Annotated in this window: 11 protein-coding genes; all 11 read right to left on the reverse strand. The window is 59.2% G+C overall.

What is annotated here, in order from left to right; translation table 11 throughout:
- Positions 1 to 147: 147 nt before the first annotated feature.
- A complete protein-coding gene (locus MTP38_RS07490; RefSeq protein WP_249233150.1) occupies positions 148 to 1,911 on the reverse strand; it encodes a bifunctional metallophosphatase/5'-nucleotidase in 1,764 nt (587 codons plus the stop codon).
- Positions 1,912 to 2,179: 268 nt separating this feature from the next.
- The gene (locus tag MTP38_RS07495) at positions 2,180 to 3,952 is read right to left on the reverse strand and encodes an oleate hydratase (RefSeq protein WP_249233151.1); all 1,773 of its coding nucleotides are present in this window, start codon (positions 3,950 to 3,952) and stop codon (positions 2,180 to 2,182) included.
- 184 nt (positions 3,953 to 4,136) lie between these two features.
- Positions 4,137 to 4,619 (reverse strand): GNAT family N-acetyltransferase, encoded by a 483-nt coding sequence (locus tag MTP38_RS07500; protein WP_249233152.1) that lies wholly within the window; start codon positions 4,617 to 4,619, stop codon positions 4,137 to 4,139.
- Positions 4,620 to 4,631: 12 nt separating this feature from the next.
- Positions 4,632 to 6,752 carry a ribonuclease R gene (gene rnr, locus MTP38_RS07505; protein ID WP_249233153.1) on the reverse strand — a complete coding sequence of 707 codons (2,121 nt, stop codon included), beginning with the start codon at positions 6,750 to 6,752 and terminating at the stop codon, positions 4,632 to 4,634.
- 118 nt (positions 6,753 to 6,870) lie between these two features.
- Entirely contained in the window at positions 6,871 to 7,119 is a 249-nt protein-coding gene (gene secG / locus MTP38_RS07510) for a preprotein translocase subunit SecG (protein WP_249233154.1), read from the reverse strand.
- A gap of 101 nt (positions 7,120 to 7,220) precedes the next feature.
- Positions 7,221 to 8,819: a peptidoglycan D,D-transpeptidase FtsI family protein gene (locus MTP38_RS07515; RefSeq protein WP_249233155.1), complete on the reverse strand. Its 1,599-nt coding sequence runs from the start codon at positions 8,817 to 8,819 to the stop codon at positions 7,221 to 7,223.
- Positions 8,820 to 9,161: 342 nt separating this feature from the next.
- Positions 9,162 to 10,316 (reverse strand): site-specific integrase, encoded by a 1,155-nt coding sequence (locus tag MTP38_RS07520; protein WP_249233156.1) that lies wholly within the window; start codon positions 10,314 to 10,316, stop codon positions 9,162 to 9,164.
- 106 nt (positions 10,317 to 10,422) lie between these two features.
- Positions 10,423 to 10,710: an excisionase gene (locus MTP38_RS07525; protein ID WP_390508758.1), complete on the reverse strand. Its 288-nt coding sequence runs from the start codon at positions 10,708 to 10,710 to the stop codon at positions 10,423 to 10,425.
- Positions 10,711 to 10,922: 212 nt separating this feature from the next.
- On the reverse strand, positions 10,923 to 12,215 hold the full coding sequence (locus tag MTP38_RS07530; RefSeq protein WP_249234673.1) for a virulence-associated E family protein: 1,293 nt from the start codon (positions 12,213 to 12,215) through the stop codon (positions 10,923 to 10,925).
- A gap of 76 nt (positions 12,216 to 12,291) precedes the next feature.
- Positions 12,292 to 13,317 carry a plasmid recombination protein gene (locus tag MTP38_RS07535; protein ID WP_249233157.1) on the reverse strand — a complete coding sequence of 342 codons (1,026 nt, stop codon included), beginning with the start codon at positions 13,315 to 13,317 and terminating at the stop codon, positions 12,292 to 12,294.
- A 1,029-nt stretch (positions 13,318 to 14,346) separates the two neighbouring features.
- Positions 14,347 to 15,765 (reverse strand): Eco57I restriction-modification methylase domain-containing protein, encoded by a 1,419-nt coding sequence (locus tag MTP38_RS07540; RefSeq protein ID WP_249233158.1) that lies wholly within the window; start codon positions 15,763 to 15,765, stop codon positions 14,347 to 14,349.
- Positions 15,766 to 15,885: the final 120 nt, after the last annotated feature.

Here is a 15,885-nt window from a genome sequence, read left to right on the forward strand (position 1 = left end):
CAAACTTTGCTCGTCCCGCGTGGGCCTCACCGGCACGCCAGTGCCTCTCCCTATGGGAGAGGTGGCTGCGAAGCAGACGGAGAGGGCTAGGACGCTGCCGGGGGAGCTGTCACCGAAGGTGACTGAGAGGGCTACGCTCTAAATCCCTCAGACGACCTGAATGCGTCCTGCGCCATACGGATCCTCATAATCCAGCAGGTAGCCGGGGTAGCTTGCCAGCGGGCTGTTGGCGCTTGCCAGAACCGGCATACCCTCGGTCGCGCCGTCAAAGATCATGGCGTAGGTGGACATGACGAGGTAGTCCTCCGCGACATAGTCCTTGATCAGCTCTGCGCCGTCGAACATGGCGAAGCCGTCGCCCAGATTGCGCAGGGTGTAGTTCATGCCGGCCAGCGCGTAGGTGCGGTTCGGATCCAGCGGCTCATAGGTGCCGGTCTTTCGGTCGTAGATGCGCACGTTCTGGACGCGGGGCGTGCCGGTGGCGCTGCCCTGCCAGACGTTCTTGTCGTCGGTGCGGACGGTGTTGGGGATGTCGGTGTGGATCTCATAGGTCGCACCGGCGACGTGCAGGAAGCCGCCGTTCTCCTTGCCCTCCGGGCCGACGAAGCGGGCACCGAACTCCAGCGCATCCTGGATCTGCTGGCCGGTGACGGCCATCAGGCAGGCCACGTTGCCGAAGGGGCTGATCTGCTTGCAGGTCTTGAAGGACCAGGCGCCCGCGCTCACGTCGGTGCGGATGCCGCCGCCGTTCATCATGGCGATGTCGCAGTCCAGCTGCTCGATCTCGTTGAAGTAGGTGTAGATGCCGTCGGCCACAAAGTCGCCGAGGTTGGTCTCGCCCGAGCGGATGCGGCGCTTGCCGGTGGCGGGGTCGCTGATGTAGAAGTTGATGTCGGTGACGGCGATCTGCTCGCCCAGCATCTCGTCCACTTCCTTGACCCACGTTGCGGCGGTAGCGGCCACGGCGGCGTCGGAGACGTCTGCGGTGGAGATCAGCTCGGTGGTGATGGTGCCGTCCTCGGCGAGGGTCATCTTGCCGACGTTGGCGAGGTAGGAGCCGGTCTGGGTCAGGGTGACGGCCTTACCGGCAGCGTCATAGACCTGCTTGTTCTCCATAACGGTGTGGGAGTGGCCGTCGATGAAGGCGTCGAAGCCGGTGGTGTTGGCGATGACCTCTTCGCTGGTCCACGGAGAGGAGGAGGGGTCAACACCCAGATGGCCCAGACCGATGATGACGTCTGCGCCCAGTGCCTTGGCCTTGTCGATGCCCTTCTGCACGGCATCGTACAGCTTCTTGCCGTCGTCACCGCCCAGAATGTCGTAGATGTACTTGGTCTGCTTGGCGTTCATGAAGTAGGCCGGGGTGGACTTGGTGAAGGACTCGGGGGTGGTGATGCCCACGAATGCGATCCATTTGCCGCCTGCGGGGAACAGCTTGACGGCGGGCAGGACGCGCAGACCGGTGCGCAGGTCCACCCAGTTGCAGGAGACATAGGGGAAGTCCGCTTCCTTGATGACGGCCTTGGCGCGGGCCATGCCGTAGTCGAACTCGTGGTTGCCCGGCGTGGCCACATCGTAGCCCGCCTCGTTCATCAGCTCGATGATGGTCGCGCCGTCGTCCATCGAGCCGTAGGCGGTGCCCTGAATGTGGTCGCCTGCGTCCACCAGCAGGACGGGCTTGCCCTCATCGACATAGCCCTGCTTCAGGGCGGCGATGGCGGCATAGGTCAGCTTGGGGGACTTGTTATCAATGTAGGTGTGTACGTCGTTGGTGTACAGGATGGTGACGGCGGCGTCCTTGCCCGTCAGCCAGCCGGCAGAAGCCTGCGGGACGGCAGCGGCCATGGCCGAGGCAGCGGCGGTGACACCGGCGGCCTTCAGGAAATTGCGGCGAGAAATAAAGTGTTTCACGAGAAATGACCTCCTTTATGTTCCGGACCTTTGGCGGCACAGCCTCTCTTCTGCCGTGCCGCACTCTTTGCTCTAAGCTTACCACAGAACCGCCGAAAGGGCAAGCCCAAATCTGGTCATCCTGTACAATAATCTCCTTTATGGGTACGACTTTTTATGAAATCTCGCGCAAATCAGCACAAAAGACCGGGCGCTGCTTCCTGCCTCAGGCGTGCAGCATCCGGTCTTCTGTGTTCGGGAGGAATATCGTTCTGAAAATGAGCCGTGCTCAGATGGCGTTGTAGCGGCGCAGGAGCTTTTCGAGGTCGGTGCCCTCGATCTTTTTCAGCGCTTCCTTCAGGGCGATGCGGCCCATAAGGGGCAGCTCCATGTCCGTGAGCTTCCTGCCGTCCCGCAGCTTGACCGTCGCGTCGAGCAGAGCACGGACGTCGTAGGTGCTGCCCCAGACCTCCGGCACGCCCCGGTCGATGTCCAGCAGGGTGTACACGGCCTCCATGCCGGTGCGCATGGAGTATTCGGTGGTGAAGATGGTGTCCCGGGCCGTCTCGGCGAACTGGCCGAGGAAGGCGAAGTTCACTGCCCCCTCGGGCACGATGTCGGGGCGGTCGCCCTTGGCCCGGGGCATGAAGAAGGCGTCGATATAGGGCATCATCACCGGCACGGTGTTGGCGCTGTTCTCGGCCATCGAGGCGATGTCCTCCACCGGCACGCCCAGATGGTACAGCCACTCCATGCAGATCTCCCGGCCGGTGCAGTCCCGCATGGGCTTCCTGACGTAGTCACCGGGCTTGTCGCTGAACAGGCCGTAGACCCAGACGCAGAGCTGGTTCCGGGGCTGGTCGCGGAACTGCTGCTGGCGGTTGAGGGTCCAGCTCAGCAGCCAGCTGGAGTCCTTCACGGTGACGATGCCGCCGGTGACGGTGCGGCCGCTGAAGGGGTCGCGCTTGCAGATCTTCTGGATATACTGCGGGATCTTCTCGTCCAGCGTGGTGATGGTGGCGCTCTCCCAGTTGCTCCGCTCCGGCTCCGAGCAGAACTTTTCCGGGTGTCCGAAGGCGGGGTCCTGCGCCGCGATCTTCTTCCACAGATCCCAGCCGTTGCCCGGCCGGATGGCGGGGTCGAAGCCCGCCGCCTTGTTTTGTGCACCCACGGTGCAGCTCTCCACGCAGCCGCCGTTGGTGATAAAGAGCAGGTCGTTCTCGGTCAGGCCGATGGTCGTCACCTCGCCCTTGTGGTCCACTGTAACGCCCACAGCCTGCTTTCTGCCCGGCTCAAGGCTGAACTGGACGTCCACCACCTTGGTGTCGTAGTGGAACTGGACGCCATGGTCCTTCAGGTAGGCCACCATGGGCAGGATGATGGACTCATACTGGTTGTAGCGGGTAAAGCGGAGGGCGGTGAAGTCGGGCAGGCCGCCGATGTGGTGGATATAGCGCTTGAGGTAGAGCTTCATCTCGAGGGCGCTGTGCCAGTTTTCGAAGGCGAACATGGTCCGCCAGTAGAGCCAGAAGTTGGAGCCAAGCACCTCGTCATCGAAGTAATCGGTGATCTTCTTGTCCTCCAGCGCCTCGTCGGGCGTGAAGAAGAGCTTCATGATCTCCATGGCGCCTTTATCGGACAGGCCGAACTTGCCGTCGGTGTGGGCGTCCTCGCCGCGGTTGACCGTCGCGCGGCAGAGGGAGTAGTTGGGGTCGGCCTTGTTCAGCCAGTAATACTCGTCCAGCACGCTGGCCCCCTCGGTCTCCAGAGACGGGATGGAGCGCAGCAGGTCCCACATGACCTCAAAATGGTTGTCCATCTCGCGGCCGCCCCGCATCACATAGCCCACGTCGTACTTATAGCCGTCGCAGGCCCCGCCGGGGATGGGGTCCTTCTCGAACACGTGCACATGCCCGCCTTTCATCTGGCCGTCCCGCACCAGATAGCAGGCCGCCGTCAGGGCCGCCAGACCGGAACCGATGAGATAAGCCGATTTGTGATCGACGCCCTCCGGCTTTTTCGGCGCTGCAAAAGCCTCATAGTTGCCACTGGAATAGTACATAGAGAAACCTCCCTGTTTCGGTCGCTTTTTCGACATCTCTGTGCCGTCCTTATGGCAACAGTATACCCTGCGCACCCGCCGCGGACAACAAGCAAAACCATCCAGTTGACGCACTTTTCAGCAAACCGCCCCGTTTGCATAAAAAATCCGCCCCCAGCGCACCGGGGGCGGAACAGAAACAGGTTCAGAAGGTCAGGCGCATCTGATGCCAGACGACGTCGCCGTGGGTGGAGGCGGACACGCCCTCGTCCACGAAGCCGAACCGGGCGTAGAAGCCGATGAGCCTCTCCTTGCAGGTGAGCACGACGCCCCTGCGGCCAGCGGCCTTTGCGTCGGCACAGACCTGCCGCAAAACACGGGACGCACAGCCCTCCCGCCGATGGGCCGGGGCGGTGACGACGCTGAAGATCATCTGCCAGCTGCCCTCCGGCGTGTGGAGATGGGGGTCGTCGTACATCGCGTCGGTGAGGTCGGGCTGGTCGGTGACGAGGCCGTTGACGAAGGCTTTCACCCCGCCGTCCTCCTCCAGCAGCCAGAAATGGTCCGGGTAGACGGCCACCCGCCCGGCGATGCTCTGCCGGGACGCCCCCTCGGCGGGCGGATAGGATGCCGCTTCGATGTCGGCCAGCGTGTCCACATCGGTAGGGACTGCATGACGGATGCTCATGTTTTCCCCTCCTCAGTTCTTGGCGGCAGGGGCGACTTCGAAGTCGATCTTGCCCAGATTGACGTCGGCGCGGACGATGGTGATCATCATCTTGTCGCCGAGGCTCCAGCTCTTGCCGGAGGCGGGGTCGGTCAGACGGACGCCCTCGGTGAGGCTGGTGCCGGAGGGGGTCAGGCTGGAAGCGGGCACGAAGCCCTCCACGCCGTTGTCCAGCTCGATGAAGAGGCCGCGCTGGGTCACGCCGGAGATGGTGCCCTCGTAGCACTCGCCCAGATGGCGGCGGGCATACTCGGCCTTGTAGCAGTCCTCGGCCTTCCGCTCGATCTGCATGGCGACGACCTCCCGCTCGCTGGACTGCTTGGAGGCGCGCTCTGCAAAGTCGGTGTAGCGGAGGATCATGGTCTCCTTCTCGGTGCCCTTGAGCAGGTCGGTCATGATGCGGTGGATGGCGAGGTCGGGGTAGCGGCGGATGGGGCTGGTGAAGTGGGCGTAGTCCTTCAGCACCAGACCGTAGTGGCCCTTGGGCTTCTCCTCGTAGAAGGCCTTGGACATACAGCGCAGCATCCCGGTGTTGATGATCTGCTCATACGGCGTGCCCCGCACCCCCTCGAGGATGGCGCTCAGCTCCTTGGGCGTGGGCACCTCCTTGGCGAAGTGGTCGTTGATGCCGCAGGCCTGCAGCAGGGCGTGGAGACGCTCCAGCTTCTCGGCGTTCGGCTCCTCGTGGACGCGGTAGACGAAGGGGATCTGCTTGACCCGGGCAAAGTGGGCGGCGCACTGGTTGGCCAGCAGCATGAACTCCTCGATCATGCTCTCGCTCTCGCCGGAGGTGCGCTTCTTGACGTCGATGCAGCGGCCGTTCTCGTCGAGGATGAGCTTGACCTCGCCGCTCTCGATGTCCATGCAGCCCCGCTCCTTCCGCAGGCGGGCGCGGTGGCCGTACAGCTCCTTCATGGCGGGGAGCTGGTCGATGACGTCGGCATACTTCGCCTTGATCTCGGCGTCCGCCGTCCCGGCCAGCAGGGCGTTGATCTCGGCGTAGACGCCCTTGACCCGGCTGCGGATGATGGACTTGACGAAGCGGTAATCGGTCAGGTTGCCGTCCTTGTCCAGACGCATCAGGCAGGAGAAGGCCAGACGCAGCTCGTTCTCGTTCAGGCTGCAGATGCCGTTGGACAGGGCCTTGGGCAGCATGGGCACCACCTGATCGGCGTAGTAGACGCTGGTGGCGCGGCTGAAGGCCTCGTTGTCCAGCTCGGTGCCGGGCTTGACGTAGTTGGAGACGTCGGCGATGTGGACGCCCAGCTCGAAGCCGCCGTCAGAGGTGCGGGTCAGGCTGACGGCGTCGTCGATGTCCTTGGTCTCGGCGCTGTCGATGGTGAAGATGGGCAGGGCGCGCAGGTCCATCCGGCCCTCGCAGTCCTTCTCGGAGATCTCTGCCCCCTCGAACTTCTTGGCCTCCTCCCGGACCTTATCCGGGAAGCGGGTGCGGATGTCCTTGGCGTAGAGCAGGGCCTTGGCGCAGCGCTTGGCCTCGTCGGAGCTGCCGAAACGCATGGCGACGCCCACCCGGTGGTCCTCCTGCCGGTTGCCGCGGTTCAGGATCTCGACGGCCACCTTGTCGCCGTCCTTTGCGCCGCCCTCGCAGTCCCGGGCCAGCGGCATGGTGATGGCCGGGCAGTCGTCGGGCACGAAGCGCAGACGACCCTCGACCCGGCGCACCGTGCCCACCAGATCGTTCTTCTCGGTCAGGACGGCGAGGATGGTGCCCTCGTCGCTGCCCTCCATGCGGGGATGCTCGAATTTCTCCACCAGCACCTCATCGCCGGGCATGGCGCCCTTGGTAAAGCGGCCGGGGATGAAGATGTCGCTGGTGCCGTCCTCCAGCATGACGAAGGCAAAGTTCTTGCCCAGCTTGACCACCTTGCACAGCAGAGCCTTGTCGGCACGGCCGGAGCGGACGGTGAAAAACACGCCCTGACGCTGGCAGACGACGGCCTCCCGCACCAGCTCGTCCAGAGCCTCCATCACCTTGCGGTCTGCGCCGCGCTCGCCGCCGAACTTCTGCTTCAGCTCCTTGACGGTGCAGGGCTGGTTCTGGATCGCGTGTTCGATCTTATCGCGCATTGACATAGATTTTCTTTCTCCTTAACTACCTTGGCCCGCCCTCCCACCGGGGCGCGGCTCTTCCCTCTTATCCATACAAACAGAAAAACAGCCCCGCTTTCATCACGGGGCTGCGGGCGCGTACTCAGGCCAGACGGCTTGCGAACACGCAGGCCAGAATGGCCACCACAAAGAAGACGACACCGGCGACGCGGGTCACTTTCGCCAGCATCTGATCCGCAGGGGTCAGACGGGTGTTGTTTGCGCCGTAAGCGCTGCCGTTGATGGCACCGGACAGACCCTGACCGTGGGTGTGCTGCATCAGGGTAAGGGCAAAGATGGCGACCGAGACGACGAGCAGGATGACGCCGCCGACGATTTCAATGACTGCCATGGATGAAAACGCTCCTTTTATTATCAATTTTGGGGTACAAACATACAAATACGAGTATATAGTAACATACCCCGGCCAAAAAAGCAAGCAAAAACGCAAAATTACCCGTCCTCTCCCGCCGCCAGCGCGTCGCACAGGCGGGCAAAGACCGCGGCGCTGGACATCTCCGGCTCGGTCTGGGCGTCCTGCATCACCACGATGGTCCAGCGGGGCCTGTCCGCCGGGTAAAAGCCCGCGAACCAGTAATTTTTCAGCTCCTCGCCCTCCCGGAACTGTCCGGTCTGGGCCGTACCGGTCTTTCCGGCGGCAGTGCCCTCCGCAGGGGCCGCCTGCTGGCCCGTCCCCTCCGCCACGACGCCCGCCAGCAGGCCTTGCAGCCTCTTTGCCGTCTCTTCGGAAAACACCCGCCGGGCCGAGCCGTGGGCCAGCGGCGCAAGCTCCTCGCCGGTGGCCTCGTCCACGACACACTCCACGAAAAGGGGGGTGCGGTAGACGCCGCCCGCCGCGATGGCGTTCATCATCCCCGCCGCCTGTAAGGGCGTCGCCAGAAGCTCCCCCTGCCCGAAGCAGAAGTTGGCGAACTGCCCCTCGTTTTCCAGCGTCTCCGCCTCGGGCAGGACGCCCGCCGAGGCCCGCAGCCCCGCCGCGATGTCCTGCCCCTTCCCGAAGCCCAGCGCCGCCGCCATCTGCCGGACTCGCTCCGGCCCGAGACGCCGCCCCAGCTCGATGAAGTAGCCGTTGCAGCTCTTTTCCAGCGCGCCGTCCAGCCCCACAAGGCCGTGGGGCACGCTTCCGGCGCAGCGGTAGACCTGTCCGTTCCGGCTGTCATACCCCGGGCAGTCTCGGACGAAGTCCCCCTCCCCGGCTTCCAGCGCCACAGCCGCCACCACCGGCTTGAACACCGAGCCGACCGCATAGGCCGAGAGGGCGCGGTTCAGGAGCGGGCTGTCCGGGGCCGTCAGGCTCTCGCCTACATGGGCCGGGTCGAAGCCGGGCCGGCTGACGCAGGCCCGCACCTTGCCGCTGCCGGCCTCCAGGATCAGGATGCACCCAGCGGCCATGCTCTCTTCCGCCACCCCCTCTGCGGCCCGCTGGATGCTGCGGGAGAGGGTCAGCCGCACCCCCTGCGCGGCGGCGGGTGCCTTTTCCAGCACCGGCTCACTGCCCCGCCGCAGACGCCCCTGCGCCGTGACCGCGCACCGGAGGATGTCCTGCCCGCCGGTGGAAAGGATGTCGTCCAGCGCCGCTTCGAGGCCCGCCGCGCCGCGGCCCTCGCCGTCCAGATAGCCGATGAGATGCTCCGCCAGCGGGGCGGCGGCGTACCGCCGGGGCACAGCATAGCACCGCACGCCCAGCCCCCTCACATCCTGCGCCACCTCCAGCAGGAAGGGCCGGGAGGCGTTCCGCTCCCGGTAGAGCACCGCCTGCCCGTCGGCGTCCGCGTAGGGGTAGAGCCGCGCATAACTGCCCTCCCCCGGGAAGCAGAGGGCCAGCCACTGCTCCGAAAGCCCCGTCAGCGGCAGGCCGTCGCAGTCGTAGAAGTTCCCCCGCGCCGCAGGCAGGCGCAGGACGGCCTCGCTCTGCGCCGATGCCCGCGCTGCGTATCCGGTGTTCGAGCAGAGCCAGTACAACCGGCAGACCACCGCCGCAAACCCCAGCAGAAGCGCCCCATACAGCGCAAGCACCCTCCGGCCCGACATAAAACAGCCCCCTTCCCTGCCCCGTAGTATGGGCAGAAAAGGGGGCTGTTACGCAAAAGAGGCAGGGCCTCCGAAGAGACCCTGCCTCAAAAGACATCGGGATGGGATGGGCCTGCGGCTTAGTACATGCCGCCCTTCCAAACCACACTTTTGGAGCCGAATCACGCATATCCGGAAACGTAGACTTTTGTAGAATTATCAAGGCCACAAGCCGATTTTTCCAGATTCTCCGTTTTTGCACGATCCACGCTTTTCTACGCAAATCTACGCCACTTACCGGGTGATTGGCGTAAGTTTTGGCGTAAGTTTCGGCGTAAGCAATTCCGCTTCATGCGTCGAAAATCACAGGTTGCCGGCGATCTGTTCAAAGGCTCTTTCAACCGATTCAAAGCTGCTGTGCGTGTAGACATCCAACGTCACACTGGCATTGGAGTGTCCCATCAGGTATTGCAGGCTTTTTACATCCAGCCCGGCCTGCTGAACATTGGTGCAGAAGGTGTGTCGCAGCACATGAGGTGTAATGCGCGGAACAGGTTTGCTGTACGCCTTCTCAAACTTTCCCTGCACGCCACGCATATAGTTTTCCAAGTGCATTGCCACCTTCGGCATTCCGGACTTGTCCAGAAAGAGGAATCCGCTGCAACCATCCACCAGCGCTTCCACTTTCGTGGACGCTCTTGCTTTTACTACACGCCGCAACGCTGCACAAACGGTATCTGTCATGGGAACATTGCGGATACCGCTTTTTGTTTTCGGCGGTGTGACAAAGTAGGGCTTTTCAGCCGTCCGGCAAAGCTGCCGCCGGACATGGATACAGTGCCGTTCAAAATCGATATCTGCTCGTGTCAGGCCATACAACTCACTCACACGCAAGCCGGTTCCCATAAGAATGACGATATCATCATAATAGTTTCCGCCATAGTCTTGAACGAATTGCAGATATTTCTCCTGCTGTTCTCTGGTCAGGGCATTGCGCACATAAGCGTCCTTCGGCACAACGTCCGACAGCTTGAACTTGAATGGATTCTTGCGGATGATGTCATCCTCCACCGCCATCTCAAACGCCGGTCTGACAACGCTTTGCAGGATTCCTATGGTGTTTTGCTTGAAACCGCTGTCATGCAGAAACACGAACCAGCCTTTCGCATCGGACAATTTTACCGTTTTAATGGCTTTTTGCCCGAAAGGGTCAGCATGAATCCGCTTGACCGCTGTGTTGTATGACCGAAGTGAATTGGGTTTCAACCCACGTTTCAGGTTCATATAGCGGTCAACCAGATCAGCCACTGTCATCTCTCCGGCAGCATAGTCGATGCCGTCTGCCAGATCGCGCCACAGTTCTTCCTCTTTTTTCCGCAGCTCTGTCAGGGATTTAGCGTAAATACAACGCCGTTTCTTGTGGATATCGGTATAACGATAGTCGTAGGTGCCGTTTGCTCTCTGGCTTTCGCCATCCTTCAAAACACGGCCCTTGCTATCCTTGCGCTTTTCAGGCATTTAGAAGCTCCTTTCTGTGAAAAGCGCATATAGGGGTTAATTTTAGTATACCATACCGACCATGCGATTTCCACCGATATCGAATAGAAAAGACGTTGCATCATTCTCAAATAGAATACGCCTGCTCGATAAAGTAATCAAACAAGCGGCGCTTGATCAAACGCTTGTTGCCCACCCAAAGGACAAATTTGCACTTATCCTCGTTGGTGATCTCACGCAGTTTATTGATGCCAATGCCGGAATAAGCCGCAGCTTCCTCCAGCGTTAAATTGCTCTTTTCCCAAATCGGAACTTGTCGGGACTTGGTCCCTCCATCTTGCTGATGCAAGACCGTTCCGTCGCTTGAAGTCTCCACCGGGGACTTCATTGCTTCGCAAACGCGAACTTCCTTCATAGGCAGACCTCCAATTCCTTGTAACCGAACGCCTGTAACCGGACAGGAAAACTCTCTTTTTCTGCACACAGGGCATCCGGTGGGCTTTATACTTTTTCTTCTCTTTTTAAGGTTACATGGTTACAGAAAGCGGAAAACGCAGCGGCCATGCGGCTTTTGCGCCGTAACTGAGCTGTAACCGAACCTGTAACTGACCGTGTAACCGCTGTCCATCAGAAGGGAAAACCCAGCTGCTGGGCTTCCGCATCCGTTATTTCGGAGAAATCTTCAGCCCCGGTTTCGGGGCTGGTTACGCGCTTCCAGCCTTTCTGAACGCCGTACTTCGGGTAACGCTTGGCGGTCTTGTGTGCCTGCCAGCCTTGAATATCGCCGCGCGAAATGCCGGTGTTCATGATCTCGCAGATAGCACGGGTCTCCCACTCAGCCGGGATATTGGTGTTGCCTAGCGCCTCCGCATAGAGCTGCTTGGAACACACCCGGTCACCCGTGTAGTCCTCCAAAAAGGCGTAGATCATGCCCGCCTGTGCATCTTCCTGCATGAAGTCCTGCTGATGGGCTTGCAGGGTTTCCTGCATGGCGGGGCTGAACGCCAGCTTGTAGTTGCCGCTGTTGTAGATGGTCATGGCTTCTGCCCAAAGCTGGTCGATATAGGCGCGAGATTCCTCCTCGTTGTCCAAAATGTGGGTCTCAGCCAGTTCCGCATCCACCGGGATGGGGATAAAGCGGCGGTTGCCCGTGCGGTCACGGGGCAAAAAATCCTGCCGATTGGTCGTGCCAGCAAAGATGCACTGGCGCAGACGGTCAGCAGGATGGGTCTCATAGGGAACTTTATAGGTTTCCTTCTGTTTACTGAGGAAACTCTTGATTTCCTCGATGCTCTTGGCATTGGCAGTGGCGATCATCTCCGACATTTCAATGATCCAGTGGCCTTGCAGTTTGCGGAACACATTGTCATCGTCCAGCCGCCGCAGGTCATCTGAGAACCACTCGTCCTTGACCGCCAGCAGCCGAAAAAAGGTGGACTTTCCCGCACCTTGCCCGCCCACCAGACAGAGCATGGTTTCAAATTTACATCCCGGCTGGAACACCCGCTTGATGGCTCCCAGCAGGAATATCTTCATAGCTTCGCAAGTGTACTCGTCCTCCGCAGCACCGAGAAAGTGGTGCAGGACATGGGCTATCCGCCCCGTCCCATCCCATTTCAGGCCGTTCAGGTAGTCTCGGATGGGGTGGTAGCGGTTCTCGTTGGCAACGATGCGGATGGCTGATTCGATCTTCTTCTCGCTGGAAATACCGTATTTCTCCATTCTCCGCAGGATATACTTCATATCGGTATCGTTCAGGGTCTTGCCGGAGCGAGGCCAGCCCACAGGCTTTACGATGTCGATGCGCTCGCTCAACAGGTTTAGCCGGATGGCATCGGCAAGCACATGGTCGTTCTGCAAAATCGTGATACAGTTTTGGATCGTTCGCTGGATCTCTCCGTTGGAGTGCTTGGCCAGCATTTCCTTCACATCGGCAACAGTTCGGGGAGTGCGTTCTTCGTTGACTTCTTTGCTCAATAAACATCACCTCATACTATTATTGAAAACGATTTTCTGACTTTTCGGCGGTAGGCGGCGTAGATAGCTTCCGCTGTGCCTGTTCTGCCTGCAAGCGGCTCAGCAGTTGCAGAACGGAATCCCGTGCTTTCTCCTTGACCTGTTCTTTGCCTTTCTGCCGAACTTCCGGCTTCAGCAGCTTCTCTTGCAGACGTGTAGCGGTGGTCTGCATAGTCTTGAGGAACTTGTCCAGCACGGTGTCCAACCGATGGGCGGCATACTCTCTCGTGGACTGCGGAGCCTTGCGTTTCGGGGACAGCACCCACTTCTTCGTGTCCTCGATCATCCGCATATCTTCCGTGCGGGTCTCGGTGCGTACCACGTCCGTCACGACCTCCACCGCCTTGTCGTAGGCCGCAGCTGAAACATCTTCCAGCAGGGTCTCCATGTCCGAAACTTTCAGGGTCAACTCGTTCAGCTTGCTCTGCTGGGCGGCAAGCTGCTTCTTTTGCTTGGCAAGAATGAAGTCCTGCTTTTCCAGATATTTGCGGTTTCCGTACTCCGCTTCTTCTTCAAGATCCAGCCCATGCCGCTTGGCGATCTCAAACAGCATCTTTCGGCAGGCGGCATCAAAGGTGATCTTGCGGTTGTTCCGGCGGCTGAGGGGCTTGTCCGGGTCGGGCAGCTCGAAGCCCAGTGCTTCCAATGCCTTTTCCTGCTGGGGTGCCACCTCGCCGTACTTATTTTCGCAGTCGAACACATGACGCTCGTGGATGTGGGGTGTGCTTTCGTCCAGATGCAATGCCCAGTCCAGTACATGAACGTGTTCGCCATACTTGACCTTGAACTCCTCAATGAACTCGGTGACGATGTTCAGCAAGTCCTCTGCCGAAGCGTGTTCATCCAGCGTTCCAAGTTGATAGATGGTCTCTTCCGGGCAGGTCTTGCGGCTGGACAGCAGGTCGGGAATGGAGCGGTTGCGCTCTGTGTGCCGGATCTTGGCGTTGCGCTCGTTCTGGCTTTCGATGAAGGCCGTGTAGTGGGTCTCGTAGAATTGCCGTTCCACATCCGAGAAGGTCACCGCCAGATCATTCGGGTCGGGTGGAGCGAGAGCCGAACGGAAACCGTGGAAGCAGTCCCAGTAGATGTTGCCCTTGACTCGTTCCGGGTCGATGTGCTCACTGTTGGCAAGATTGAAACTGCGGTCGTTGTGCTTGGGGTTGTAAGTGCCGTGGGTTCCGGCTCGTCCGTTGTGTCGTGTTAATTTCAGATAGACATCCCTCTTTTCCTGTATTTTTTGTGTACGGCCACTCGTGCGATCAAATCACAGGAGTGATACAATTCTTCTAAGCAACGGGTCTCGCATTTCAAGACCGTGTCTTGAAATCTTCTCTCGGAATCAAGAGGTAATCCTTTCGGAAAAGGATTTATGTGTTTGTTATACTGCAAAGAAAGTGGCCTACCGCTCCTTCCCTCAGTGGGAGATCATGGCGTTTGTCGCTTTCTGCTTAGAAGAGTTTGCTTTCGCTCTGCAAGAAAAGTATAACAGAGAAACTCATAGTCGAACAGGAACTGTGAGTTCCTAATTTTCAGTGAAAGTAGGAAGCATCGTTCCCATTTCTTGTTGCATCGCTATTCTTTCTTTGCGGAAAATCATTAAGATGCTGTATCTCTGCAATTATCATAGCACCTGAAATCACTAAAGTCGTGGGCTTCGCAGGCCTATTATTGGCCCCTAGGTGAACCCGTTTTGATTACTTTTTCCTGATTTTGGTATAAGGTTTAGCAGGAGCTTCTTTCATTTCAACAGCTTGCCGGGAGAGTGCGCAGCAGCGGAGCTGCTGGATCTGCCGCCATTTTGCGCCAGATAATACCCAGTAGGATATGACGCACAGCATCATATCACCGGGGCAAAGGGCTGCGCCCTCTGCACTCTTGCTCCGGGCAAGCTGTCCTGAAGGACAGCTCGTCCGGAGCAATGTAACGAGAGCCGGAAATTGTTCCGGCTCCCCCATCGCAGATAGACTTACAGTCCATCTGCGTCAATATGATATAGGTCTCCCATATTCGCCCTCGGCACCCTAGGAGTGGGGAATCATCCGGCGGCGGGCTTGCACCGCACCATTTCGGATGCAACTGGATAGCGAATAAATGTTTGAAACTCATTCAAATCTCTGTATGCTGTTGTAGCTTTTCCATTACGATAGTTTGTATACTTACACTTACCGTTATATGCTTCTTTCCAGACAAAATAGCAAACGCCACCTGCAACATCTACATTCGGAAAAACATCTAGCGAATTAGAATAATCAACCAATGTTGAAATATGCCTATCTCCTAGCATTTCCTCTCTGAACTTATCTAGTCCTTTACCTCCGGAGTACCATTTTGCAGGAATAATCAAGCAAATTGCGCCGGGATGTGTAGTTTTGATTGCTTCGATAAAACGATTATAGATAGGCGTTGCACTTACGCCGGCACCGCCATCACTTATCTGATACGGCGGGTTTCCGATGACATAATCAAACTTCATGCTGGTACTCCCTTCCTGAATGGTTTCAAAGTTCTGGGTCGTTCCATGGCTGCCCTTGCGCCAGTTTTTCACTTTGCAGGATACCGTGGGCAGCTGCGGCTCTGCCGCTCCGAACATGGAAAAGAGGTCAAGCTGTTCTGTCTCCGGCTGGGGCTTGCCGCCGGGCACGGACAGGTGCAGGCCGTCCATTTGCCACAGGTTCCAGCTGATGATGTTGGCGATAGGCTGTAACTCTTCTTTTGTGGGTTTGCGCTGCCAGCGGGCTTGCAGATGCTCTGCATAGGTCAGCAGAAGGTTGACCCGTGCCAGCAAAAGATTATCTCCCTGATACTCGTAGCCGTAGGTGGACTGCACCGCATGGGTGGCATATTTGCGCCACTCGTCCTCTGTGGCGGCGTTCTCGCTTACCACCCGCAGCTTGCGGTCCAGAATGCCAATGCGCCGGGGCACCGGGATCATCTCACCGGTGGCGGCATCGTACCGGGATGCAAGAAAAGGGGCTTCGCCGCAGGTCACCTCCAAGCGGCGGTTCTGCACATACTGCACCCATGCCGGAGTCCTGCCCCCGCAAGCCGGGAACTGCACCGGCGTTTCCACCGTCTGCCAACCTTGGGGCAGCTCCACCGTGAACTGCCCGGCGCTCTCCTCTGCCCCCAGCCCACGGAACCAGTCGGCATCCAGTGCGTTGTTCATCTTGTTGCAGACCCATGCGGGGCTGAACACCTCGCCTTTTTTGCGGGTGCGCTGCTGCTGGGTGTCGGTCTGCTTCATCATCCGGGGCAGCACCACCTCGTAGTGGGTCAGCCCGAGCTGCTGGGTGGTGATCTGGGATCTATCCGTGACAGGTTCGTACATTACCGTTTGCAGCTCTTCCGGCGGGTCGGTGGCCCAGATGATGTTTTTACCGGTGGAGCGGTCTTTTAGAAGTGTATCCAGCACCGCCTGCACTTCCGGTGCGTGAAAGTCGATCAGTTGTTCCAACGGGGATTCCCTCGCTTTGCCTTAGCGTTGCGGCGGAAGTAGTATTTTTGTACTAGTTCTGCCTTATACTAGTATTATACAGCTACTTTTTGCCTTGTCTAGTATTGTACAGCCACTTTT

The organism is Faecalibacterium sp. I3-3-89 (genome assembly GCF_023347275.1).
Lineage (GTDB): Bacteria > Bacillota > Clostridia > Oscillospirales > Ruminococcaceae > Faecalibacterium > Faecalibacterium butyricigenerans.

Excerpts from the sequence above, each read along its gene's own strand:
- MTP38_RS07530 (WP_249234673.1), bottom strand. The coding sequence starts at position 12,215 with ATGCTGGCCAAGCACTCCAACGGAGAGATCCAGCGAACGATCCAAAAC.
- rnr (WP_249233153.1), bottom strand. The coding sequence starts at position 6,752 with ATGTCAATGCGCGATAAGATCGAACACGCGATCCAGAACCAGCCCTGC.
- MTP38_RS07515 (WP_249233155.1), bottom strand. The coding sequence starts at position 8,819 with ATGTCGGGCCGGAGGGTGCTTGCGCTGTATGGGGCGCTTCTGCTGGGG.
- MTP38_RS07500 (WP_249233152.1), bottom strand. The coding sequence starts at position 4,619 with ATGAGCATCCGTCATGCAGTCCCTACCGATGTGGACACGCTGGCCGAC.
- MTP38_RS07520 (WP_249233156.1), bottom strand. The coding sequence starts at position 10,316 with ATGCCTGAAAAGCGCAAGGATAGCAAGGGCCGTGTTTTGAAGGATGGC.
- MTP38_RS07525 (WP_390508758.1), bottom strand. The coding sequence starts at position 10,710 with ATGAAGGAAGTTCGCGTTTGCGAAGCAATGAAGTCCCCGGTGGAGACT.
- MTP38_RS07495 (WP_249233151.1), bottom strand. The coding sequence starts at position 3,952 with ATGTACTATTCCAGTGGCAACTATGAGGCTTTTGCAGCGCCGAAAAAG.
- secG (WP_249233154.1), bottom strand. The coding sequence starts at position 7,119 with ATGGCAGTCATTGAAATCGTCGGCGGCGTCATCCTGCTCGTCGTCTCG.